Here is a 23335-nt window from a genome sequence, read left to right as displayed (position 1 = left end):
CAATGCCAAGAGCGCTGAAGCGCAACTACGTACCTCAATGCCAAGAGCGCTGAAGCGCAACTACGTACCTCAATGCCAAGAGCGCTGAAGCGCAACTACATACCTCAATGCCAAGAGCGCTGAAGCGCAACTACGTACCTAAATGCCAAGAGCGCTGAAGCGCAACTACATACCTAAATGCTAAGAGCGCCCAAGCGCAACTACATACCTATTGAACGGGCTCTCCGGCCCGTTCCTAAAAAGCTTAGCGCGAGATAAAATGCGCCCAAACATTCCCATCAGGCCCGGCTACTTGATTGATATAGCCATACGGATACATCAACTTTCTTCCCTCAGTATCTCTGTAACCCGTGAGTGCATCTCCCCACGGATCTTGCACGATATAACCCTCAGAATTGTAGCCAATTAAAGTGATAATGTGACCCGCCGCCGTAAAATCTCCCGCTAAAACTATCGGCCGCCGATTCAGCAATTCCGATCGCACGTCAGCCCATTTCCGAGTCGCACTAAAACTCGTCTTAAACCCGTAAGCCTTAATCAGCGCCGAAAGCACGTTGTGATCGGTTTGAGAACCCTGGCCGGCATAGTCGAAACACCACTGCAACAACTCATCCTCCAACTGTCCCCCATACTTAGAACGAACGCCGTAATAATACAGCACCATGGCGATCGCAGTTACATTGCAAGTAGACCAGTCAAAACGCGGATTGTCCCGCTGTGAAAAATACGGCACGTTCAATTCCACATTGTTCGGAACCGGATCGAAAATTTTATCTCCCCGCTTGAACTGAACAAAACTTGGAAAAACATAACCTGTATTGCCGAAATTTTGCAGCTCTTCAGTCAGAGAAACTTTCAGGTGATCGGTTTCCAAACCGTAGCTTTCCACACCGTAAACTCGACCTAAAGGCAGTGTAGTTCTCTCGGTAGCCGTCAGCTTGGCAGCATCTACAGGGCGTTTTTTAAACACAGTTGGTTGCAGCATTGTCATTGTCAAAGCATCCGGGTCAAAGGGAACTTCTTTGCCATTTTTCTTGATTTGAACAGATTGCCAATAGATAAATCCCACATTGCCAAAACCGGGAATAGCTTCGGCAAAAGTTACTCGGAAATGCCCCAAAATGCAGGCATAACCAGTGATGGCGTAGGTGCTGCCTAAAGTTAGTTCAGCAATTTGGTTTGCAGGGAGTTTCGATGATTCTTTTGGTTGACCTTTAATCAGAGTTGTTTGAGTTACCAACAGTTGAGCATTCCCGTTGCTATTGGGTACGTCTGCTAGGTCGAATTTCAGGACTTTTGTACCTTTGGCAAGCTGAACGTCTGGTTCGTAAAAATAGCCAAAAGTGCCGATCGGCGAAATTGTCGAATCCAGAACCACTTTGAGATGCCCGTCAATAAATCCGTACTTGCTAAGTGCCAAAGTCTGACCTGCTTTGACAAGAACTTTTTGCTGGTTGTTGAGGCGGGAACCATCAACCGGGGCTACCTTAAACCAAGTGTCGGAAACTATCTTTAAGCTCAAATCTTTTCCGACAGTCAGTGGATCTGAACTTACGGTAATATAAATTATTTGGCTGGCGGTAATGTTACCTTTGCTATCAGTTGCCCGCAATCTCAGCCAGCGAGCTCCGGGTATGCTAAATCCTTTAGCCAAATTCACTTGCCAAGTGCCTGCTTGTTGGTTGAGTGTCACGGTTAGCGGAAATTTATCCTCGGCTATTACCTCAACTTTTGCTGCTTCTTGCTTGTCAAAAGTACCTGAAAGTGCGATCGACTGATTGACCAAAACCTCTGTCGGGCCTTGATACGTTAAATTTGGGGCCGGATTGAAAGATTTGCCACCTTTGGCAAATTGCACGAAATCTGGATAAACAAAACCCGTATTGCCAAAGGGCGGCAAATTTTCAGTCAGCGAGACTTTAATATGACCTTGTTCGATCGAGAATCCGGAAATTCCGTAAATCATTCCCGCCGGTAAAGTGATTTTTTCTGGCAGTTGCAGCTTGACAGCATCCACCGGCCGTTTTTTCAACACAGTAGTTTTGACAACAGTCATGGTAACTGCATTTCTGTCACAGGCAATCCCCTTGCCGTCTTGCAAAATCTGGACGTGTTGCGAGTACATAAATCCCGAATTGCCGAAGTTGGGAATTGGGCGATCGAGAGTGACTCGAAAATGACTTTCCACGCAAGCGTAGCCGAAGATATTGAAAGTTTCCCCCTGGTCAAATCGCACTTTCTGAGTCGGGCTTAAAATAGTCGAATCTGCGGGGTTGCGCTTTAACCAGGTTTTTTTGTTCACCCACAGCAACTGCATTCCAGGGGGCGGGGTAGGTAGATCGGCGCGATCGAAGATCAGGATTTTTGAGCCTTTAGTGATGACTGCGTGCTTTTCGTAAAAAAAGCCGGATTTTCCTACCGGAGAAATTGGATTATTGAGTTCAACATTCAGGTGTTCGTCTTCTAACTCGTAGCTGCTAATTTGATAACTTTTACCTGCGGGTATTTCCGCTTTTTGCTGGGAGTTAAGACTGCCAGAAGGCACTGTTCCGGCTTTTAATTGGGTGTCTTGGAGCGTAATTAACGTGAAAGAGCGATCGGGTGTGTTAGAAGCAGGATTAACTTTGATGTTAATTGTTTGTTCGCCGATAACTTTGCCTGTTTTATCAGTTGCCTTCACCTGCACCGTGCGAGTACCGGCGCTATCGAATCCTTTCTCTAAACTAATGTTCCAAATGCCTGTCGATAAATTTATCCCGGCCTTCAGGGAATTTGAGCCTTCTGCTGCTGAGATTGCCGCCACTTGATTTTTATCAAAACTGCCAACTAAGACAGAGGCTCGATTAGCCTCAACTTCTTGTGGGCCTAAATAACTCAAAATAGTCTTGGTGCTTGTCATTATGTATCCGCCTACCTACTTAATTATTCAGCTACAGCAAGGATAACTTCTCATTTTATCAAACACAACGATCCGATCCCGGACAAAATCGCTCCTGGACTGAATCTAGGGGCGGTTAATGCGTTTTAAAGCATGAATTTTTTATTGTTGGCGAGATTTTTACCAGAAATCTAACAGTCCAGCTAGCGATCGCGCACCTGACGCGAATATACCGCTGGTTGAGAGAATTTGTGGCGCAACTTGTGCGAGAAAAAATTTAATGGGAGTAGGTTATTACCCCCTATACCTTTGACCCCTCACTTAGCTGATTTCAGATTTTAGATTGAGGGATTTTGGTTGTAGGGTGTGTCGCTACGAAAAAATTCAACTACATATCGACAATTTTACAGCGACGCACCCGATCGCAATATTTTTATAAACAAATCGATTGCCATAACAAAAACCGTTCGTAGTGTGGACTTTAGTCCGCAGTATGTTGCGGACTAAAGTCCACACTACGAACCTTATTTATTTCGGTCAATCGACCGGACACGATATAAATGGTATTACAAAAAAATCCGGTTTCTACGAGAAAATTGCGTGTAGCAACGAGATATCTCGGAAGAAACCGGATTTTTAGCCCTTTAGTGCGTTCAGGAATGTTAGACTGACGGCGGCTAAACTATGGTGACAAGAATATCTTGAGCGTGAGAGTCAACTTTCATCGTTTCCCCTTCATAAACCTGAATAATTTTGCCAGTACCGTCGATGACAAAGGTAACGCGCTTGGCATAATCACCTTTCTCAACATCGTAAGCTTTGGTAATAGCACCATCAACATCTGCTAATAGCTGGAAAGGCAAACCGTACTTCTCCGTGAACTTTTGGTGCGATTCTTCGTTGTCGCGGCTGACACCGAGAACTACAATGTCTTTGCCCTTGTATTCTTCATGGGCTGCTTTGAAGCTTTGAGCTTGTCTGGTGCAACCGGGGGTGTCATCTTTGGGGTAGAAATACAAGATTACGGTTTTACCCGTGAAGTCGGAGAGGGAGACGGTTTTGCCGTTTGTGTCTTTGGCGGTGAATTGAGGAGCCGCGCACCCAACTGGTAATGTCATAGTTTTGTTGACCTTGCGATTGATAAAGATATTTTAGTTGATTGTGGGCTGTTGTTGTCAATCTCTTAAATTTAGATTCGGAATTGAGCGACCAAAATGTAAAATCTACCTTTCGGAATAGTTTTGATGGGTAATTTTGTGCCTTGACTGACGGGCGATATTGTGTTAGATTGTGGGCGTGGACTCCGAATATACTGACGCTATCAAACTTGATGAAGTAAGTAAAATATGATAGATTTTTACACTGTTATTATCCGAAAGAGTGCCAAGTATTGGGTGGCATTGTGTTTGGAGAATGGATTGGTTGGACAAGGAAATACTCCCGAACAGTCTATCGACAAACTCAAACAGGCGATCGAGTCATTTTCAGAAGTTTATGAAGCTGAATCAAATATTTATTTCAATACTCTTGCTATTAATGAATTGCACGAGTTTCTTACTTTAGAAGATGCGGAAGCTTCAGATACTTATGAACTAAGAAAAGTTTATGCCTAAATATATTTCCGTGAAGCATACTATAAATACTTGTTTGCAATGCAGAAAAAGACTAGAGTAAAATGGCTTTTACAGTCAAACTCGTCTAACCTGTCCTAAAATAGAAGAGACAACCTATATTAAGTCGCTACCATGTCGATCGCCGTCATTCAAGAGCACATCGAAATCACCCCTGGAATCTGTGGGGGAAAACCTCGGATCGCCGGACATCGCATCCGAGTTCAGGATATTGTTGTTTGGCACGAACAAATGGGAATGTCACCAGACGAAATTCTGTATCATTATCCGAGTATTACTTTATCTGATATCTATGCAGCTTTAGCCTATTATCACGATCGCCCAGATGAAATTCGCTTTGCGATCGAAGCAGATGCAGAATTTGCGCGCCAATTAAAAGCTCAAACCCCATCGCTTTTGCAACAAAAATTAAAAAATCGCCAGCATGAATAAGATTAAATTTCATCTTGACGAAAATGTAACTCTAGTTGCGAATCTGTTGAGTTCCTGTGAGAATATGGGTAGTTTTTTACAAGTCCAATTTGATAATATATCTGTAACAATCAAAAATATACTAGCTATTCTGAGCCAAATCAATGACTTTTATCCCATCCGAAGCGTTTAAATCTATTAGTTATCCCAGCCGCACTGTCAAAAGAGCCGATCGCGCGATCCGGTGCGCTCCTTTTCAATTACACTTCTTCCAGACCATCCGCGATAACAGCGTTTTCCTAAGCGCGATCGCCTCAAATGCAGGTGTCGAAAGCGGCTACACCCGATCGCCCGTATCCGAACTCGCAGCCGAAAACTCGCTGCTGTGGCTGATTCAAGTCGGCGTGTTGCGGCGCGAAGTAGATGGACAAGGGATTACCGATAGTTTTCGCCTCACGCCCCTGGGCCGCCAACTCGTGGAAAAATGGGAACAGCAAGGAAATAGTTTGCCAACTGCTTCATTGTGCGATCGCCTGGGAAATACAGTTAGCCGAGGGTTCGGACTATTTTCATAAGAGCGTTAAGGCGGTAAGGTGCGCGCCGCGCACCTGCATAATTAGATTTTAATGAGGACTGAAGTCCTCACTACAAACGTCAATTTCTCTCCCCGAATTTTCAGGTAATTAGCCCTGATTCAAAAAGCGGCTAGCCATCGACATGGCGTCAGTAATATCTACGTCGCCGTCTCCATCTCCATCTAAAAACGCATTCAAAACGGGATTTGCGCCCTGGGCTGGATTTTGGGCGTTGCCGCCGCTTTGCAGCAAATTGAGTACCAAGGGCAGTAAAACAGGGATCATCCCTTGCACTGTTTCGTTATTCAAGCCGGTTCTTTGGGCGATATCGGTCACTATTTGCGTCAGTTGGCCACCTCCGAACAAACTCTGTACCGCTTGTGCATTGGGATTTGTGCCGCTAAATTGGTTGACAACTTCTTGAGCTTGTGCGTCTCCAGATTGCGATCGCACGTCTTGCAATGCCGATCGCACGTATCCACCCAAAACCGACATCGCTAGCTGAGTCGTACCCGCATCGACGCCGTGGTTGCCGCTCAACTGCTCTACCGCACCCAGAATGTTGCCCAACTGATTGGGACTTGCTTGTTGGTTGGGATTGTCGATCGCACTCAAAATTTGGTCAAAGAGTCCCATAATTTTCGCTCCGTACAGTGGTTGCTCAACTGTGAATTATAGCAAAGCCTGTTTTTTAAGATTACCGAAAATAGTTTTGAATTGGGTATTTTCACTCATCATACTATTTTTTTATTAGGACGCTCGTTCTTATCCTGCACTAGCAACTTGGTTTATCGTTTCCGTTATCGGATATTTTAGGATGCACTTATACGATTACGATTTTAGATGTTAGATTGAAAAATTGGGAATGACTGATTCCGTAAGGATTTGGAAAACTGGAAAATCAGTTGCATTCTTTTTGGCAACTGGTATGACGTTAATAAACCGTGTTTCTAGGTACTTAAGATATATTTGTTTAAAAAACTATATAGTTCAACTCGCGATCGAATAAATAGGTAGGTAGGTATCAGTAAACCGACAAAGGCGTTCGGGCGGGTGAGTGGAACAATAAATTGTCTGCTAAGCTACAATTGCAGCCTCGGGCGCGATCGCCATGTTTTAGTTGCATCCGCTGGCACTCAAACCCACACTGCATCGAACCCGAAGGACAAGGCGAATCGGGATTTACGAGCGCGACATTACGATCGGGCGCTTCAACAGTTCCGAGTTCTGGCGAAAATGTAAAAATCAAAATATAACCCTTTTACTTGCCCCTGCCCCATGCCTTTGCCGCGCCTGCTAACATTAATTGCCGCTTTCTGCCTCACCCTGGGGTTGATTATTGGGCTGGTGAGTTCCTTAACGGGGCTTTACAGTCAAGTTGCGTGGTCTGCTTCTCCGCTGCTGGCTAATTTGCTAATTTTCCTGATCGTGGTACTTTTAGCAACGCTAATTTTTGCGCTGTTTTATTATTTTAGGCTGCTGCAACGTCCGGGAAAAGTTAAGGGAAAACGGGCGATAGATCCGAAGATTCCTGTTGTCAAAAGCGAAGCTGCTTCGGAAAATCTCAAAGCAATCAGGCAGCAAGTCGATCGCATTCAAGATGAAGTAGCACGGCAAGCTTTGCTGTTGAGAGCCCGCGAAATAGAAGCTAGCATGGCCCGCGGCAATGTTCGGATCGTTGTTTTCGGTACCGGTTCTGCGGGCAAAACCTCGGCTGTAAATGCGCTGGTGGGGCGGATGGCCGGACAGGTGGGGGCGCCAATGGGAACTACCGAAGTTGGAGAAACTTACACTCTGAAATTGAAAGGAGTCGATCGAGAATTAGCAATTACTGATACCCCAGGCATCTTGGAAGCGGGAGTAGCGGGGACTTACAGAGAGGAATTGGCGCGGCAGTTGGCGGCCCGGGCTGATTTGATCTTATTTGTGTTGGACGGCGATTTACGCAAATCTGAGTATGAACCGCTGCGGACTTTGGCCCAAATTGGCAAAAGGTCGATCGTGGTTTTTAATAAAGTAGACCTTTATCCCGACAACGACAGAGACGAAATTATCGATCGACTGCGACAGCGAGTTAAAGGTTTAATATCAGCAATGGATGTAGTTGCAATTAGCGCCAACCCGCAAAAAGTTGTACTAGAAAGCGGGACAATATTTCAGCCAGACCCCGATATGATGCCATTAATTCGGCGAATCGCAGCAATTTTGCGAGCCGAAGGCGAAGACTTAATTGCGGACAACATTTTGCTACAATCTCAGCATTTGGGAGACCAAGCACGCAAGTTAATTGACGCTCAAAGACGGCGCGCTGCTGATAAAGTAGTAGAGCGCTTTCAGTGGATCGGAGCCGGAGTAATTGCCGTTACGCCTTTGCCAGTTGTAGATTTGTTAGCGACAGCAGCAGTTAACGCTCAAATGGTAGTAGAAATTGCCAAGATTTACGGCTGCGAATTAAATATCGATCGCGCCAAAGAACTAGCCCTGTCTCTCGCCAAAACCCTAGCCAGCTTAGGAATAGTTGAAGGCGTAATTCAAGTAGTCTCAAGGGCGTTGCAGTTAAGTGTAGCCGGATTTGTACTTGGCAAAGCAATTCAAGCAGTCAGCGCCGCTTATTTAACCAGAATTGCCGGGAAAAGTTTTATTGAATATTTTCGACACGACCAAGATTGGGGTGACGGCGGCATCGCCGAAGTCGTGCAAAGGCAGTTTCAGTTAAATCGGAAAGACGAATTTGTCAAAGCTTTTGTCAAAGATGCGATCGCCCGCGTTGTCGAACCTCTAAACATCTACCAGCAAGAAGAATCGGAACCAGAATTAGAAATGTCAGCAGAATTGGAACCCGAACCCTTGTATCAGCACCCAGGCGACGATTGGGAAACCCACAGCAACAAGCGAAACGATGAATGGTAATTGTCAGTTGACAGTTGACAGTTGACAGTTGACAGTTGACAGTTGTTAGTTGTTATAGCGGTTCTCACAAAGACGAGGTACGTTGTTGGGCTTCAGCCCTCTTGATTTAAGCGGTTATGTAAGCTGTCAGCCATACCTCATCTTTTTGAGAAAGGCTATATTAGTTATTAGTTATTAGTCAACAGTCATTAGTTCCAGGGCTATTTCATGTTTCATTCTGCTGAAACCAGCCTTTCTTGAGGTTAAGATTGTCCGAAGAGAGGCACGTTAGCGCAGCGATCCGAAGGAAAGCAAACAAGAGTGTCTATTTTTCATATGGTTTGATCGACTTGGTTTAAAACACAACTATGTAAACGATTGTAAAGTGTCCAAATGCTTTCTACTGGCTGACTTAAGCCTGTTTACATACTGTTACATTGTTCGGTTTAATCCTGCCTACCTACTTATTCTTGCAAGCGTCTTGGGTTAAAACTTAAAGCCCAATACCGTTTACTTAAGAACACCCTGGGGGTAAAACCCTATGAACAATAGATACGGAGATTGCTTTCCTTCGGATCGCGAAAGCTAACGTGCCTCTCTTCGGACCATCTTAAGTAAACCGTATTGGGTTAAAACAGACTAGAATAATAAAATGCAGTCAGACAGAGGTAGGTTAAAAACTCTGTCTGACTGCTGCTTTGAGATCGGGAAATAGCTTTATTTCAAATTAGTCGATCGCGTCTACCGCTCTTTCAGCAGCTCGTTGAGTTCTGTCAATATCTCGATTTACTTTCGCGCGAACCTTGTCCGAGGCATCTTCAGCGTTGTATTTTACATTTCGCGCTGCATCTTTGACATTTTCTTTGCCTTCGCTGACATTATATCTCAGCGACTCAGTACCCTCAGCAGCTCTTTCTTTTGCTCCCTCGGTGGCTTCTTTAACAATCCCTTTTGCTCCCTTCAAGCCTTCGCGAGTATTTTCCTTAAGATTAGCAAAGCCTTGTTTTGTTTTGTCACCAAACTCATCAGCTTTCTGCTGAGCGGTACGAACATTGTCATTCATCTTCTCGCCAATTTGGTCGAGTTTGTTCGGCGCGTCATCTGCTACCCGCCGGATATTTTCACGCACATTGCTACTAGATTTGGTTTCGATGCGGCGCTGGGCTTCCTCTTTAAGAAGCTTAGCTTGTGCTTCTACTCCTTTAACCATTGGGTTTCTGGGATCGTCATCGCTGTATTGATTCTGGCCGCCTTTGTATACGGAAGTTACAGCCTCTGAAGGCACTTCTTTTCTAATTTGGTCGGCAGTTTTTCCGGCTATGACATCAGATCCCTTGCAGGCAGTGCTCACAAATACTAAAATGCCGACGAGAAACACTGTTAAAATTTGTACAGCTCGAATTTTTTTCAGAAATGCAGTTAGTCTGTTCATAAAAATGCTCCTTTCTATGGTGACTTATTTTTTGGAATATGTTTAAATGCCTGGTGGTTCTGTAGGTGGCTACCATTACAAACATTAAGCACTCAAACACTTTTTTAAATATACGAAGACAAACAGAAGTTTTTCATCTATCTGAAGTAACATTCCTTAAGTCATACTAGAAGCAATAACAAAAGCTTTAGTTATAGTCGCGAGAGCAGGAATGAGAGCTAAATGATAGTAAAAAAATTAAAATCAGACTATTCATTACTCCAATCCTCGGACTTAAGGGTAGAGGTCGCTCTCAAACTGTCAACTGTCAACTGTCAACTGTCAACTGTTGAAGAGTGCTATCACCGAAGAGCGAGTCATGTATACATATAGCGGCGATCGGGACAGGACTACTGTAGTTGAACAGTTTTGCGCTTTGGGAGCTAAAAAAAACCTTCCGGTCAGGAACCAGAAGGAAATGGGTGTACGATCTCAAGTACAACAAGGTCTTTAATGGCAATTGTCGCCGCACGTGCCGATCGCCCACATCTGTCTAATGGCGGAAAGTATCTGCACAGTTACTAATCATTTTGAATAGCTGTTTTTAGACTCTTGCAGAATTCGCCGATCGCCTCTAAACCCTCTTCTGGAGTTCCTTGGGCCAAGCGTTTCACAAAAGCACTGCCAACAATCGCAGCATCTGCACCCCATTCTTTGACTTGACGGGCGTGTTCGGGTTTCGAGATACCAAAGCCGACGCCGATGGGTTTGTCGGTGATGCTGCGGATTTCTTGCAGCAACTCTTTTGCTCGCGTATCTAAGCCTTCCCGCACTCCTGTCACCCCCATCACGCTGACTAAGTAAATAAATCCTTGAGACGCGCGAGCGATCGCTTCTATGCGACTTTTGGGACTTGTGGGAGCAACTAATAAGGTGAGTTCAATCCCTAATTTGTTGGCAGGTTGGATGAGGCTGTCAGCTTCTTCTAAGGGCAAGTCTGGTACAAGCAATCCCTGAACTCCAGCACTTTTGATTTCCTGCAAGAAGGTTTCGATACCTCGGTACAAAATCGGGTTGTAGTATGCGAAGAGAATGATGGGCGATCGCAAATTCGGACTAACTCTCGCTACCATTTCCAGTACCGAATCTAACCGCGTTCCCCGCTGTAGCGCCCTCGTAGCAGCAGCTTGAATCACCGGCCCGTCAGCTAGGGGATCGGAATAAGGTACGCCAAGCTCGATCGCATCTGCACCGTTATCATCCAAAACTTGTAGCGCTTTAGCCGTTGTCTCCAAATCTGGATCGCCAGCAGTAATAAAAGGAATTAATCCACACTGGTTGCTTTTTCGCAACGTTTCAAAACAATGAGAAATAGTCATTAGGGAGTTGGCAGTTGGTTGTTGGCAGTTGATTCTTGGCAGTTGATTCTTGGCAGTTGATTCTTGGCAGTTGATTCTTGGCAGTTGATTCTTGGCAGTTGGTTGTTGGCAGTTGGTATTAGCTAATAACAACTAATATCATGTCCGATTGATTAACCATAATATCCCGGTCGGGGCGGGTTTTTGAGATTATCAATTATTGGCAGGTATTGTTGGCTCACGGGCCCCTACAAAAATCGCGGTCGATCGACCGGACATGATATAACAACTGACAACTAACCACTAACCACTAACAACTGACAACTGACAACTGACAACTAACCACTGACTAACTATCTTTTTCCTGCTCAATTTCGGCTTGAAGTTTGGCTAACTCTTCAGGAGTGAGTTCATCGAGCTGCTTCTGCAAGACAGCATCTTTGTACTCTTTCAGTTGCTGACTGTAAGTCATCTTTTGAGTAAGCGCTCGAAACAAATAAGTCACCAGCCAGCCAATCAAGCCAGCTATCAAAAATAACTGACTCCAAATCCCAGCATTCATGCTGTCGAGTCCGGCGAATTGTAGCACCAAGTAGGCCAACCCACCCGCTACAAAAAAGCCTAGACTGATTCCAATTACGTCAATACGTCGCATTTAGGCTTCTATCTGCCGCCGTTTGGGGCGAAAATTCAAAAAAGGAGCGAGGAGAAACATACCAGGGAAAAAGAAGAACATCAAGAAGTACATGAAGCCACGCTCAAAAGAGGAGGCCACGTACCAGCGACTGTTCAGGTAAGCGTAGGTGCCCGCGGGTACTACCAGGAGGTAAGCTCCTCCCAAGACGGCGTAAAGCAGCAAGGTAATATACATAGATTTGCTTTAAGGGAATAATAACAGGGTCAGTCGGTTGACACGCTCAGCTAGCTGGTTAACTATTGTACCGCTTGGGGAGATACAGCGCGACTTTTGAGAATTTTTCAATTAGGGGTTGCGCTATTTAGGGTTTTGCGTGTAGAATAAAAGGCTGTTGTTGTCAGTGGGTCAAAACCACAGCAGCAGCTTCACGAAAGGGGGTGTGGCGGAATGGTAGACGCTACGGACTTAAAATCCGTTGACCCGAAACGGTCGTGTGGGTTCAAGTCCCTCCACCCCCATTAAATTTTCATGGTTTGTGAGCTAATAGTTTCAGATTGGCCTCAACACCAAGAGTTCTAATTTCCGCTCATCTTTCTCTAAATCCTAAGATGTGGCGGATTTAACTTTTCGGGCGGGCTAGAAGCCCACCCCACAAGAGTTGTAAGAAAGAGAATTCTTCAAATTAGATGCGCGCTAGCTTATAGTAATGCTTGCAAGATTTGTGGGATGGGCTTCTAGCCCGTCCCGGATTTGGGTGGATCTGGTTTTTGAAGCCTGAAGAAGCATGACCGCATATAAGTTATTAGTTATAATCCCATATTTTCTGCGGTCATGCTATAGCCCATACGGATATATTCGCTTGCATTGAGATGCACCCCCCGATTTGTGGGATGGGCTTCTAGCCCGTCCCGGATCGCCTGCTATATTACTCAGCAATTGGCAAAGTAATCGCAAATTCCGTCCCCTGTCCAATTTGAGAATTCATCTCAATTTTGCCTTGATGCTTGGCAACGATTTGATAGGAAATAGCCAATCCTAATCCAGTGCCTTTGCCGATCGACTTTGTAGTAAAAAACGGGTCAAATATCTGTTGGGCAGTGGCTGCGGTAATTCCCGGCCCATTATCCCGAATCTTGACAGTGATAGCATTATCTGCCGTAACTTCCGTGCAGATCCAAATCGTTGGTGAAAACGCTCTGTCTGCCTTTTTTACCTCCTCCAGCGCATCAATTGCATTGCCGAGTACGTTCATAAATACTTGATTCAGTTGCGCTCCATAGCACTCAACCGGAGGCAAATTAGCGTATTCTTTAATAACTTCGATACCTTGTTTGAGTCGGTGATTGAGAATTATCAGGGTGCTGTCTATTCCTTCGTGAATGTCCGCAGGTTTCATGTAACCGTCGTCTAAACGGGAAAAGTTCCGCATGGATACGACAATTTCGCGAATGCGATCGGCTCCCATTTTCATCGAAGCAAGCGTTTTTGGCAAATCTTTGCTGAGAAAGTCCAATTCAATGTCTTCGATGCAGTCTTTAATTTCATCCGGTGGGTTGGGATAGTATGCTTGATAGAGAGTTACCAAGTCTGCCAAATCTTGGATGTATCTATTAGCATGGTCAATGTTACCACCGATGAAATTAACCGGATTGTTGATTTCGTGGGCGATCCCTGCCACCATTTGACCGAGAGACGACATTTTTTCAGTCTGAATTAATTGGGATTGAGTTTCTTTTAGTTCTTGTGTATAATCGCTAACTCGCTGAATCAATTCATTGAAAGAAGCCGCTAAAACTCCGATTTCGTCTTCAGTTGTGACTGGTACTTGCAGGTTAAAATTAGATTCGCGGGCTACTTGCTGGGCGACGTTTGTCACGCTTTCGAGGGGTTGGGCAATGGCGCGGCTCGTTTTGTCCGCCAGTAACACGGCGAGGAGTCCTGAAATTACCATACTCCCGAGAATAATTCGGTTTCGCAAACTTTCAGCTTCTTCTAATGCTTCTACCCCTTGCATTTTTTGAATGTCTACAGTAGCAATTAATTGGGTTAAATGATCGGAAAGTTTATCTAGTACGATCGCCTCTTCGCCGCTGCGATTTCTCAACAATTGTAGCTGTGCCGACTCGATGCGGTTAGCTTCCAAATGCCACACTTCGGCTTCTTTTAATTGCAGTTTAGTTAGCCGATCGTAATAATCGATGACCATCGCATACCTTGGCAATATTGACTGCAAATCTTTCTCTTGTCTTGCTAGCCAGTCGGGATTTTTGATCGCAAAAAATTGTATTTCCGCAATCAGGATTTTCGCCTGATTGATTTGCTGGACAAACCGATCGTGTTCGTATTGCAGCCACACCGTGTTTCCCAAAACTGCCGGGAATCTCGCTGCGTGCGATCGGGCTTCAAATATGCTATTTTGCAAATTTTGCAACAGTTGCTGTTGTTGTTGAGCAACATTTACCTGAATTAAAGCTTGCTTGCGAAAGTAGTCTCCCACTTTCAGGCCCGCACCCGTTCCCAAAATCGCTATGCCGATAGCTAAAGCATAGCCATAGCTGATTTTTTGGCCTATCCGCAAATGGTTGAATCGTTCCCTTAGCCAGTTTAAATTAATAAATCTATGGTGTAACAATTTTTTCTGAGCAGAGTTTGCTGGCTCTACTTTGCTATCTTGGGGCTGAGTGTCGGTCAATAATAACATCGAAAGTTCCTCCCAAACAAATCAGGAGTAGTTGACATCCTGCACAATTTTTTGCAATATCGAGAAACAGCATAAACCTGTATTTCTCAGTTAATCAGTAGATTTGTTGAAAAATTATAATACTTCGTATTCTACTCCCTAAAAAAACGATAGGGAGATACAATAATTTTTCGGATTTTTAACTTTTTCGTTTTCTAGCCTGACAGTTGGTTGAGTACAAAATGTCAAACTAATCTTTCTATTGAATTTGCCAGATCAATTGCTATCTGAGCTGCCAGCCGACGCGATTTACCCCATAACGCCTTAATTATCTCTGTTCTTAGACAAAAGTGTTTGTGATCTGTATCAACAATTTATGTGATTATACGCAACTTTACAAAAATCATAAAAAAAGCTACAGTATTTTCACTTACTTAGTTAAGGATACAAGCTCTAACTACGGGTTCTTCCGGTTTTTTTTGCCAGTTCTAGGTGGGATTTCAGCAATTTTGCGAAAATATCGTCGCTGTCAGTAAATCCATAAGCTTGCATTACATTGGCGATCGACCTTAAAATACAGTTTATAAAGTTAGCTAGTTGTTTCTTCAAAAAACTTATTATAAAATTGAGTAATTCCCCACTGTTTTGGCAACTTTTTTTTAGTTCGGTACTATAAAATAGTAAAATCGAAACACCATCGCATTTCTCATCCCTAAACATTTTCTCTTTTAATCGTGGAGCACGTGTAATCATGGTAAAGTCTCAGTATGAGGGATATTCCGTCGGCAAAAAACACACTTCCGCACTCAGGGAAAACTTCGGGAATGCCAAAGTGTATGCACAAAATGCACAATCAGTGCTTAACAAAGCTACTGGATTTATCAGTGCTTACGATTTCACGCTAAATCCTTATCGGGGCTGTCAGTACGGATGCAGCTATTGTTATGCTGCTGCTTTCAGCCCGAATTCACAGATGCGAGATGATTGGGGAAATTGGGTAATTATCAAGCAAAATGCAGTGGCAATTCTTAAGAAAGAGTTAGAACGTTGGCACAAGAAAAACCCCGATCGCCCACCGACAATTTACATGAGTAGTGTCACAGATCCGTATCAGCCAATTGAATCGAAAGAACAACTAACTAGGCATTTGTTAGAAGTCATGGTTCCCTATCAGCCGACGCTGGTTATCCAAACTCGCAGTCCTATGATAACTAGAGATATCGATATTTTACAGCAATTCCAGCGATTGCGAATCAACATGAGCATTCCAACTGGTAGCGAAAAAGTGCGGAAAGATTTTGAACCAAAATCTCCGAGTATTCCTGCAAGACTTAAAGCTATTGCCAAACTGAAATACAGCTTTCCTTATCAAGAAAATTGCGAAGTCAGATTTTCTATAACTGTGACCCCACTACTACCTACCCTACCCGAAGATGAAGGTAATTTTATTAGCAAGCTAGAAGTTGTCGATCGGGTAGTGATTCAAGATTTTCATGCCAGCAACGAGCGATCGCTAATTGCATCAACGCGCTCAGAAGCATTAGCTCTTAAACAAAAGTACGCTTGGTGGTACAATAGCGAACAGCAGAGTTATCGCAAGTTTAAAAATAAACTCAAGGCGATGCTCCCGGATGTTGAAATCATGGAAGGCAAAGAGGGATTTGGCTATGAATAATCTGCTAGCTAACTGGTGGCGTTCTCAAAAGTTTAACCAAGCCGTTAAGAGTCAAAATAATCGACTTGCCCAAAAACTGTTAAAAGAAATACAAAATTCAGGGGCAAAATTATCGTGGCAGGAGAAACTATATAAAGAATGGCTACAGCTTGAAAAATTATTGCAACAAAAAAATAACCGCCTCCAAGAAGGCGATCGGCGTTTAGCAGAGTTAGAACTGGAACTGGGGTTCGGAAAAATTGATGCCTTTCCCGGAGATATTGATGACTTAAGCTTATTGACTCCGGATACACAATTTATTGAAGTTATTTCACAAAGTTTCAAGCTTAAAGAATGCGATGCCAGCATGATTCAATGCACAGGGATTTATGAAAAAGTATTTGATAAGTTTGAACAACATTTGGCTGGTTTCATCAAAAATGAGCTGAATAATTTGAGTCGGCAAAAAACAAATTTTGATTCTTTACTTCAACAAGCTATTGACGATATACAAAAACTCAAAGAAGGACAAGATCCTCGATACAGTTTTGAGCTAAGTCCTCACATCTATTTAATTAGGTATTTCCTAGATAACGTCTATTGTGCATATCTAGCTTGGTTTCTCATTTACAAAGCAGGATTATTACCAACTAAAGTCAATATCCTTGATATTGCCGCAGGGCCGGGGACAGTTGCCTACGGACTAGGTTTGTTCCTGCAAACTATTAACGACTTTTGTTTAATACCGCCAATGCACATATCCTATTACTCTTTGGAACAGCAAAAAGCTTTTCAATATCGCGGACTCCAATTTTGGCGGCAATATATGGAACCCCACGAGATCAATGCTTACTTTCGGTTTGACACTTCTAGTATCTTTGATGGTGAAAGTCAATCTAGAAAGATTCCTCAAAACTTTTTTGATTTTATTGTAATTTCTCACTGTTTTTTTAACGATGAGGATAGAAGAGAAAAATCCCATCGCATTTATAAGGATATATTTACGGATTGCCTGACAGATTGTGGTTATGTTTTGCTAATTATTCAAGAAAATAAGTTGCTTAAACCTTACAATATTCGTCAAATTGAAAGTTGCGAACAGGAGCTAAGTGTGGTCAAACAATTTCTTGATGATGTGGGGTTAAACTTGGTTTGGTATAAATATTTACATTCAACAAACAGCCGGACATCCCATCCGAATTTTGGAAAATTTGCTAGAGAAAATCTTCATACCCAGCAATTCATCAGTCCACTTTTTCGTAAGCACTTTAACTTACGTTATGACTTGAATTACTCAATTGATGATTATGTAATATTAGCCCAAAAATGAAGTTTTCAAATGAGTAAAATAACTCAGATATAATTTGATAGGTATTGAATTTTAATGCAAAAAAATATGCTCAAAAATTTGACTGACCCCTCTACAAATAAATTTCAAAATGGTTGGCATGGCAGCCTCAAGTTAGCCTACGCAAACCGTGACGGGGCTACCCAAATTATTCACAATCAAATGCAAGCGCCGCTCAAGGTACAGCGTCCGTTTTATCCTGAAGGGAAAGAGGTTTGTCACAGCGTAGTTTTGCACACGGCTGGGGGAGTTGTCGGGGGCGATCGCCTTTCGCTCAATTTCCACCTCCAAGAAAACGCCAAAGCCTTAATCACCAGTGCTGCGGCTGGTAAAATTTATCGCAGCAGCGGACAGTCAGCGCAACAAAATATTGACATTCAACTAGATACTGGCGCTCATTTGGAATGGCTTCCCCAGGAAACTATCGTTTTCGACGGCGCAGTTTACCGACAAGACTTGCGGGTAGAATTAGCACCGCAAGCCAGTATTTTGCTGTGGGAAATTACGCGGTTCGGACGCAGTGCTAGGGGCGAAAAGTTCTTGTCTGGAGAATGGCGATCGTACACCGAAATCTGGCAAAAAAACAGCCCTCTGTGGATTGACAGACAATGGCTCAAAGGTGGGGGCGAAATGCTCGAAAGCGCTCACGGCTTAGCAGGAAAACCCGTAGTTGCTACCCTCGCTTGGATCGGCGAACCAGTCACAGCCCAGATGCTGGAAAAAGTGCGAGCTTTGCGGTGCGAAGATACAATTTATTCCGGATCTGTAGCCGTTAATTCTGCTGCCGGCGTTACTCGCATTCCCAACGGTTTGCTGTGCCGATATCGCGGTTCGTCCACCGCTGCCGCCAGAGACTGGTTTGTCGCTATTTGGGAATTGCTGCGCTTGTCTTTTTCAGAACGCCCTTGCTGTTTGCCCAGAGTTTGGATAAAATAGCATTCTCTTTTAGTTTCACCTACTTTCTGTTTCCGGTGCAACACATCAAATGCAATACCCGCCCCCAGTACCAGACAGACTACTTCTTCCGATTGACTTTCGTCGTGACAAATATAGCCGATTTAAGTCAGAAATATGCGATCGGCAAAAAGTCGTTTTCGGTTCTTTGCTAAAGTCCAAAAACAAAAGGATAAATCACCTTGACACAAACCAGATGTTAACACTATCTTGAGTCATGGGATGTAATTACCGATGATTTGCCACGGCTGATAGTTGAACTTGAATAAATAATGCGATCGCACTTACAAGAATAAAAATGCAACTCACCCCCCAAGAAAAAGACAAACTGCTGATTTTCACCGCCGCCCTGCTAGCAGAGCGTCGCAAACACAGAGGTTTAAAATTAAACTATCCAGAAGCACTAGCCTACATTTCCGCCGCGATTTTAGAAGGAGCAAGAGATGGCCTCACCGTCGCAGATTTAATGAGCTACGGGACAACTCTCCTGACGCGGGAAGATGTGATGGAAGGGATACCGGAAATGGTGCATGAAGTGCAAGTTGAGGCGACTTTTCCCGACGGAACTAAGTTGGTGACAGTGCACGATCCGATTCGTTAAATAATATTTAAACCCACAGACTCGCAGGAGACAGATATGATTCCGGGAGAAATGATTGTTTCAGACGGTGAAATTGAGCTAAATGCCGATCGCCCAACAGTGCGGTTGCTGGTTGCAAATACGGGTGACAGGCCCATTCAAGTTGGTTCCCACTATCACTTTTACGAAGCAAACGAAGCCTTAGAATTTGAACGAGAACAAGCAAAAGGAATGCGGTTGGATATCCCCGCAGGTACAGCAGTTAGATTTGAGCCGGGAGATGAAAGAGAAATTCAATTAGTACCGTTTGTGGGTAGCCGTCAAGTCTACGGCTTTAATGGAAAAGTGAACGGTCATCTGGAAAGTTAAGTATGAAAGCAGAAAATCGTTTGCAAGTGTTGAATGTTGAATTGGGAATTTGTTAACTTAAAACTCATCCCAGTTAAAATAATGCAACTTTAACCTCGCAATCCCAACCAGGATCGCGCTCGGTCATCCTATGGAAAAGCTAAAATCAAAATGGTATCACTTACCAGAAAGAATTGGTTGAAAGCCTCTCCCCGATCGGGAGAAATTAAAATCAGACTATTCATTACTCCAATTCTCTTCCTTCTAGGTAGAGGTCGCTCTCCTTCGGTCAACTGTCAACTGCCAACTGTCAACTGTTGAACAGCACTACCGCTGGAGAGTGACAAAGCAATGTCAAAAAAAATTCTCTGCATAAGTGTATAAATGCCTTTCTTTTGTTAGTGAAACCTCAGACTTTTGAGCGAGTTAAAATCGGCAGTTTGCGATCGATATTGGTATTCAAAACCGCAAACATACACAGCAAAAGCGCATGATGAATCCAAAATTAGTTGACCAGATAAAACAGATGTTGAAGCAGAGTTTGCTTGCAACGTCGAGGCGTATCTGGAGAACCCCGTTAGATCGGCGTACCAGCATCAAATTATTAGATAACAGCATCGTTTACAAACAGCAGCACGAACCCGTCAACATACCTGCATTAACCTCAGTAAATGGAGTACCTTCTCGGTTTTTTACCACAGAAACAACCGTGTCTTTTGACCCGGATTATGTGTGGAAAATTTCCGTGAATAAACACATAGAGGCTCTAACTATTTGTACGTCTGGAAACACGCTGCTAAATCACAAGTTGCTGTTAGACCTAGATTTTCGGATTAGCGGCGCGGGTATTCTGGAATGGCCTTATAAATCCCACCAAATTACCTATCCGCTGGTAGTTGCTCCTTGGTCGCATTTGTGGTGCAGTTATTACGATTATGTGATTTTTGTACTGGCAAAACTTTGTAGGATTGAGGAGGCTTTAGGTAAGGAGATTTGGCAAGAAGCCAAAATTTGTTATCCTTTGCGCCATACAGCTTTTGAGTTGGATTTTCTGACCAAACTCGGTATTCCTAAAAGCTCGCTAATCGACACTCGGGCTAGAGATACAGGATATCATGCAGAAAGTTTAGTATTAGGAAACAATCAAGATTGGTATTTCCCCAGTCCTTACGATATAGAGCTTTTGCGGAAGAAATTCTGTCTCAAGGAAAATGTCAAGCCTTACAGGAAATTGTATCTTTCTAGAAGCGGGCAACGCCAGGTTAAAAATGAGGCACAAGTACGAGAGGTGTTGAAAGAGTTTGGTTTTGAAATTTTGGAAGATATTTCGCGCACTGTGGATGAACAAATTCGCCTGTTTGCAGAAGCAGCGGTGGTTGTTGGCCCTCACGGCGCTGGTTTTACAAATTTGTTGTGGTGTCAGCCTGGAACGAAAGTATTGGAATGCTTTTATGGCGGGTACACGCCGCCGTTTTTCTATTACATTTCCCAGATATTGGGATTAGAATACTCCCGTATGGTTGATAACAGCGACGATTCGGAAGATTGGAGTTTAATTAGCATGGATATGACGGTGGATGTGGAGGTTTTGAGAAGGGAAATCAAGAAAATGCTGGAATGAATTTACAAATCGACAAATGGGGCGATCGCACAAATGTTGTAAATATAGCCTTTCTCAAAAAGATGAGGTACTCATGGGCATAGGGCATAGGGCTCCGTGGGCATAGGGTTCCGTGGGCATAGGGCTCCGTTGGTTCCGTGGGCATTAGGGCATTAGGGCATACCTCACCACGCTTGAGAACCGCTATATTTGCTAACTCAGATTGAAGAACTCGGCACATAGTATAATTTAAGCGAGCCTCAACTGCCAACTAAAAAAATATTTATATTAGGAGAAAGCATGAGTTACAGAATGGATCGCCGCGCTTACGCGGAAACCTTCGGGCCGACAACGGGCGATCGCGTGCGGTTAGCTGATACTGAGTTATTCATAGAGGTTGAACAAGATTTCACAACCTACGGGGATGAAGTTAAGTTTGGCGGCGGTAAAGTCATTCGCGATGGCATGGGACAGTCGCCTATTTCTAATGCTGATGGTGCTGTTGATACGGTAATTACTAATGCTTTGATATTGGATTGGTGGGGGATTGTCAAGGCAGATATTGGGATTAAAGATGGCAAGATTTTTAAAATTGGGAAAGCCGGAAATCCTTACATTCAAGATAGGGTAGATATTATTATCGGGCCCGGCACGGAAGTAATTGCTGGTGAGGGAATGATTCTGACGGCGGGGGGAGTTGATACTCACATTCATTTTATTTGCCCGCAACAAATCGAAGTGGCGATCGCCTCTGGAGTCACTACCATGATCGGCGGCGGCACTGGCCCAGCAACGGGTACAAACGCTACAACTTGCACTCCGGGGCCTTGGCATATGTACAGAATGCTGCAATCAGCCGATGCTTTTCCGGTGAATCTGGGATTTTTAGGTAAGGGAAATAGCAGTCAACCTCAAGGATTAGTCGAGCAAGTTTTGGCGGGTGCAATGGGTTTGAAGCTTCATGAAGATTGGGGAACTACGCCAGCAACGATCGACAATTGTTTGAATGTAGCTGATGAGTACGACGTGCAGGTGGCAATTCACACAGACACTCTGAATGAAGCGGGATTTGTGGAAGCTACAATTGCTGCGTTTAAAAATCGGGCAATTCACACTTACCACACAGAAGGTGCTGGCGGCGGACACGCACCGGATATTATTAAAGTGTGCGGCCAAGCTAATGTTTTGCCTTCGTCTACTAACCCGACTCGCCCTTACACTGTCAATACTTTGGAAGAACATTTAGATATGTTGATGGTTTGCCACCATTTGGATCGGGGGATTCCTGAGGATGTGGCTTTTGCTGAGTCGAGAATTAGAAGGGAAACTATTGCTGCTGAGGACATTTTGCACGATTTGGGTGCTTTTAGTATGATTTCTTCTGATTCGCAGGCCATGGGAAGAGTGGGAGAGGTGATTATTCGGACTTGGCAAACGGCGCATAAGATGAAGGTGCAAAGGGGGAATTTACCCCCCCTAACCCCCCCTTACCAAGGGGGGGAAACAAGAGGGATAACCCCCCCTTACCAAGGGGGGGGAATAGAGGGGGGAAATGATAATTTTCGGGCGAAGCGGTACGTTGCTAAATACACGATTAATCCGGCGATTACTCACGGAATTAGTCAGTATGTGGGTTCGGTGGAAGAGGGTAAGTTGGCGGATTTGTGTTTGTGGCGGCCGGCGTTTTTTGGGGTGAAACCGGAGTTGGTAATTAAGGGTGGTGCGATCGCCTACGGGCAGATGGGGGACGCTAATGCGAGCATTCCGACGCCGCAGCCGGTGCATATGCGGCCGATGTTTGGCAGCTTTGGGGGGGCAATTGGGGCGACTTGTTTGACGTTTGTTTCGCAGGTGGCGCGCGATCGAGATATTGCAGCACAGCTCGGTTTACAAAAGCCAACTGTAGCAGTTTCCGGGACAAGGCAGATTAGTAAAAGAGATATGAAACTCAACGATTATTTGCCGCACATGGAAGTCGATCCAGAAACCTATGAAGTGAGGGCGGATGGACAATTGTTGACTTGCGAACCGGCAACTGTTTTGCCAATGGCGCAGAGATATTTTCTGTTTTGATTGGTTGTGCAGCCTCATCAAAACAATCCCAAAATTCCGTAGGGCGGGTTCACCAACTATCTATGAAATCCACAAACAATCTCATAAACCCGCCCCATCCCCGCGATTATTTAGATGAACATTTTACTAATAAATTATGGTACATTTGTATTGTTGGTGGGCGGGGGCGGGTTTATGAAATTATTCATTTTTACCGTAAATTGTTGGTGAACCCGCCCCTTGTATCTTAAAAGAGTCAGTCAGTCGATCGCCACGTCATTGATTCAATCATACCGATAATCAGGCGATCGTACAGACTTTCAGTCGAT

Annotated in this window: 20 protein-coding genes and 1 tRNA gene; 12 read left to right on the top strand and 9 right to left on the bottom strand. The window is 44.1% G+C overall.

Annotation, left to right across the window (positions count from 1 at the left end):
• Window positions 1-244: 244 nt before the first annotated feature.
• Together JGK22_RS30275 and JGK22_RS30270 are read right to left on the bottom strand one after the other, a co-directional pair.
• Entirely contained in the window at window positions 245-2899 is a 2655-nt protein-coding gene (locus JGK22_RS30275; RefSeq protein ID WP_293314364.1) for a C39 family peptidase, read from the bottom strand.
• A gap of 656 nt (window positions 2900-3555) precedes the next feature.
• Window positions 3556-3996: a peroxiredoxin gene (locus JGK22_RS30270; RefSeq protein ID WP_293157736.1), complete on the bottom strand. Its 441-nt coding sequence runs from the start codon at window positions 3994-3996 to the stop codon at window positions 3556-3558.
• 228 nt (window positions 3997-4224) lie between these two features.
• On the opposite strand from JGK22_RS30270, the gene JGK22_RS30265 reads away from it, so the two are divergent.
• The 3 genes from JGK22_RS30265 (at window position 4225) to JGK22_RS30255 (ending at window position 5495) form a co-directional block, all read left to right on the top strand.
• A complete protein-coding gene (locus JGK22_RS30265; protein ID WP_293186539.1) occupies window positions 4225-4491 on the top strand; it encodes a hypothetical protein in 267 nt (88 codons plus the stop codon).
• A 132-nt stretch (window positions 4492-4623) separates the two neighbouring features.
• Window positions 4624-4941 carry a DUF433 domain-containing protein gene (locus JGK22_RS30260; RefSeq protein ID WP_293186537.1) on the top strand — a complete coding sequence of 106 codons (318 nt, stop codon included), beginning with the start codon at window positions 4624-4626 and terminating at the stop codon, window positions 4939-4941.
• A gap of 143 nt (window positions 4942-5084) precedes the next feature.
• Complete coding sequence (locus tag JGK22_RS30255; protein WP_293204930.1) at window positions 5085-5495, top strand: Npun_F0494 family protein; 411 nt, start codon at window positions 5085-5087, stop codon at window positions 5493-5495.
• A gap of 108 nt (window positions 5496-5603) precedes the next feature.
• Here JGK22_RS30255 and JGK22_RS30250 read toward each other — a convergent pair whose 3' ends face one another.
• Both JGK22_RS30250 and JGK22_RS30245 read right to left on the bottom strand, forming a co-directional pair.
• Entirely contained in the window at window positions 5604-6131 is a 528-nt protein-coding gene (locus JGK22_RS30250; RefSeq protein WP_293186526.1) for a DUF937 domain-containing protein, read from the bottom strand.
• Between the two features lie 388 nt (window positions 6132-6519).
• The gene (locus JGK22_RS30245) at window positions 6520-6744 is read right to left on the bottom strand and encodes a hypothetical protein (protein ID WP_293204928.1); all 225 of its coding nucleotides are present in this window, start codon (window positions 6742-6744) and stop codon (window positions 6520-6522) included.
• A gap of 29 nt (window positions 6745-6773) precedes the next feature.
• On the opposite strand from JGK22_RS30245, the gene JGK22_RS30240 reads away from it, so the two are divergent.
• A complete protein-coding gene (locus tag JGK22_RS30240; protein WP_293196996.1) occupies window positions 6774-8405 on the top strand; it encodes a GTP-binding protein in 1632 nt (543 codons plus the stop codon).
• A gap of 706 nt (window positions 8406-9111) precedes the next feature.
• Here JGK22_RS30240 and JGK22_RS30235 read toward each other — a convergent pair.
• From JGK22_RS30235 to ndhL, 4 genes are all read right to left on the bottom strand, one after another.
• On the bottom strand, window positions 9112-9816 hold the full coding sequence (locus JGK22_RS30235; RefSeq protein WP_293314362.1) for a DUF6658 family protein: 705 nt from the start codon (window positions 9814-9816) through the stop codon (window positions 9112-9114).
• A gap of 560 nt (window positions 9817-10376) precedes the next feature.
• Complete coding sequence (gene trpA, locus JGK22_RS30230) at window positions 10377-11174, bottom strand: tryptophan synthase subunit alpha (RefSeq protein WP_293153118.1); 798 nt, start codon at window positions 11172-11174, stop codon at window positions 10377-10379.
• A gap of 328 nt (window positions 11175-11502) precedes the next feature.
• The gene (locus tag JGK22_RS30225) at window positions 11503-11808 is read right to left on the bottom strand and encodes a DUF3007 family protein (RefSeq protein ID WP_293186520.1); all 306 of its coding nucleotides are present in this window, start codon (window positions 11806-11808) and stop codon (window positions 11503-11505) included.
• Window positions 11809-12024: an NAD(P)H-quinone oxidoreductase subunit L gene (gene ndhL, locus JGK22_RS30220; protein ID WP_293153127.1), complete on the bottom strand. Its 216-nt coding sequence runs from the start codon at window positions 12022-12024 to the stop codon at window positions 11809-11811.
• 199 nt (window positions 12025-12223) lie between these two features.
• Here ndhL and JGK22_RS30215 point away from each other — a divergent pair.
• A tRNA-Leu gene (locus tag JGK22_RS30215) sits at window positions 12224-12308 on the top strand.
• 407 nt (window positions 12309-12715) lie between these two features.
• Here the strand turns inward: JGK22_RS30215 and JGK22_RS30210 are convergent.
• Entirely contained in the window at window positions 12716-14491 is a 1776-nt protein-coding gene (locus JGK22_RS30210; protein ID WP_293186518.1) for an ATP-binding protein, read from the bottom strand.
• A gap of 730 nt (window positions 14492-15221) precedes the next feature.
• Here JGK22_RS30210 and JGK22_RS30205 point away from each other — a divergent pair.
• The 7 genes from JGK22_RS30205 to ureC all read left to right on the top strand — a co-directional run bounded on the left by JGK22_RS30205 (window position 15222) and on the right by ureC (window position 23027).
• The gene (locus tag JGK22_RS30205; protein ID WP_293196995.1) at window positions 15222-16145 is read left to right on the top strand and encodes a radical SAM protein; all 924 of its coding nucleotides are present in this window, start codon (window positions 15222-15224) and stop codon (window positions 16143-16145) included.
• On the top strand, window positions 16138-17454 hold the full coding sequence (locus JGK22_RS30200; protein WP_293186514.1) for a photosystem II assembly protein: 1317 nt from the start codon (window positions 16138-16140) through the stop codon (window positions 17452-17454). Before JGK22_RS30205 ends, JGK22_RS30200 begins: the two co-directional genes overlap by 8 nt.
• 66 nt (window positions 17455-17520) lie before the next feature.
• The gene (locus JGK22_RS30195; RefSeq protein ID WP_293204919.1) at window positions 17521-18408 is read left to right on the top strand and encodes an urease accessory protein UreD; all 888 of its coding nucleotides are present in this window, start codon (window positions 17521-17523) and stop codon (window positions 18406-18408) included.
• A gap of 316 nt (window positions 18409-18724) precedes the next feature.
• Entirely contained in the window at window positions 18725-19027 is a 303-nt protein-coding gene (ureA, locus tag JGK22_RS30190) for an urease subunit gamma (protein ID WP_293153142.1), read from the top strand.
• A gap of 36 nt (window positions 19028-19063) precedes the next feature.
• Window positions 19064-19375: an urease subunit beta gene (locus JGK22_RS30185; protein WP_293186510.1), complete on the top strand. Its 312-nt coding sequence runs from the start codon at window positions 19064-19066 to the stop codon at window positions 19373-19375.
• Between the two features lie 469 nt (window positions 19376-19844).
• On the top strand, window positions 19845-20975 hold the full coding sequence (locus JGK22_RS30180) for a glycosyltransferase family 61 protein (protein WP_293186508.1): 1131 nt from the start codon (window positions 19845-19847) through the stop codon (window positions 20973-20975).
• Window positions 20976-21254: 279 nt separating this feature from the next.
• Window positions 21255-23027 (top strand): urease subunit alpha, encoded by a 1773-nt coding sequence (ureC, locus tag JGK22_RS30175; RefSeq protein ID WP_293204917.1) that lies wholly within the window; start codon window positions 21255-21257, stop codon window positions 23025-23027.
• Window positions 23028-23335: the final 308 nt, after the last annotated feature.

This window comes from Microcoleus sp. PH2017_08_TRC_O_A (assembly GCF_020738665.1).
In the GTDB taxonomy this organism is placed as follows: Bacteria; Cyanobacteriota; Cyanobacteriia; order Cyanobacteriales; family Microcoleaceae; genus Microcoleus.
This window is presented reverse-complemented; position numbering and strand designations above follow the sequence as displayed.

Bases quoted from the DNA above. Each gene is read 5' to 3' on its own strand.
- JGK22_RS30275 (WP_293314364.1), bottom strand. From the start codon at position 2,899: ATGACAAGCACCAAGACTATTTTGAGTTATTTAGGCCCACAAGAAGTT.
- JGK22_RS30270 (WP_293157736.1), bottom strand. From the start codon at position 3,996: ATGACATTACCAGTTGGGTGCGCGGCTCCTCAATTCACCGCCAAAGAC.
- JGK22_RS30265 (WP_293186539.1), top strand. From the start codon at position 4,225: ATGATAGATTTTTACACTGTTATTATCCGAAAGAGTGCCAAGTATTGG.
- JGK22_RS30260 (WP_293186537.1), top strand. From the start codon at position 4,624: ATGTCGATCGCCGTCATTCAAGAGCACATCGAAATCACCCCTGGAATC.
- JGK22_RS30255 (WP_293204930.1), top strand. From the start codon at position 5,085: ATGACTTTTATCCCATCCGAAGCGTTTAAATCTATTAGTTATCCCAGC.
- JGK22_RS30250 (WP_293186526.1), bottom strand. From the start codon at position 6,131: ATGGGACTCTTTGACCAAATTTTGAGTGCGATCGACAATCCCAACCAA.
- JGK22_RS30240 (WP_293196996.1), top strand. From the start codon at position 6,774: ATGCCTTTGCCGCGCCTGCTAACATTAATTGCCGCTTTCTGCCTCACC.
- JGK22_RS30235 (WP_293314362.1), bottom strand. From the start codon at position 9,816: ATGAACAGACTAACTGCATTTCTGAAAAAAATTCGAGCTGTACAAATT.
- trpA (WP_293153118.1), bottom strand. From the start codon at position 11,174: ATGACTATTTCTCATTGTTTTGAAACGTTGCGAAAAAGCAACCAGTGT.
- JGK22_RS30225 (WP_293186520.1), bottom strand. From the start codon at position 11,808: ATGCGACGTATTGACGTAATTGGAATCAGTCTAGGCTTTTTTGTAGCG.
- ndhL (WP_293153127.1), bottom strand. From the start codon at position 12,024: ATGTATATTACCTTGCTGCTTTACGCCGTCTTGGGAGGAGCTTACCTC.
- JGK22_RS30210 (WP_293186518.1), bottom strand. From the start codon at position 14,491: ATGTTATTATTGACCGACACTCAGCCCCAAGATAGCAAAGTAGAGCCA.
- JGK22_RS30205 (WP_293196995.1), top strand. From the start codon at position 15,222: ATGGTAAAGTCTCAGTATGAGGGATATTCCGTCGGCAAAAAACACACT.
- JGK22_RS30200 (WP_293186514.1), top strand. From the start codon at position 16,138: ATGAATAATCTGCTAGCTAACTGGTGGCGTTCTCAAAAGTTTAACCAA.
- JGK22_RS30195 (WP_293204919.1), top strand. From the start codon at position 17,521: ATGCTCAAAAATTTGACTGACCCCTCTACAAATAAATTTCAAAATGGT.
- ureA (WP_293153142.1), top strand. From the start codon at position 18,725: ATGCAACTCACCCCCCAAGAAAAAGACAAACTGCTGATTTTCACCGCC.
- JGK22_RS30185 (WP_293186510.1), top strand. From the start codon at position 19,064: ATGATTCCGGGAGAAATGATTGTTTCAGACGGTGAAATTGAGCTAAAT.
- JGK22_RS30180 (WP_293186508.1), top strand. From the start codon at position 19,845: ATGATGAATCCAAAATTAGTTGACCAGATAAAACAGATGTTGAAGCAG.
- ureC (WP_293204917.1), top strand. From the start codon at position 21,255: ATGAGTTACAGAATGGATCGCCGCGCTTACGCGGAAACCTTCGGGCCG.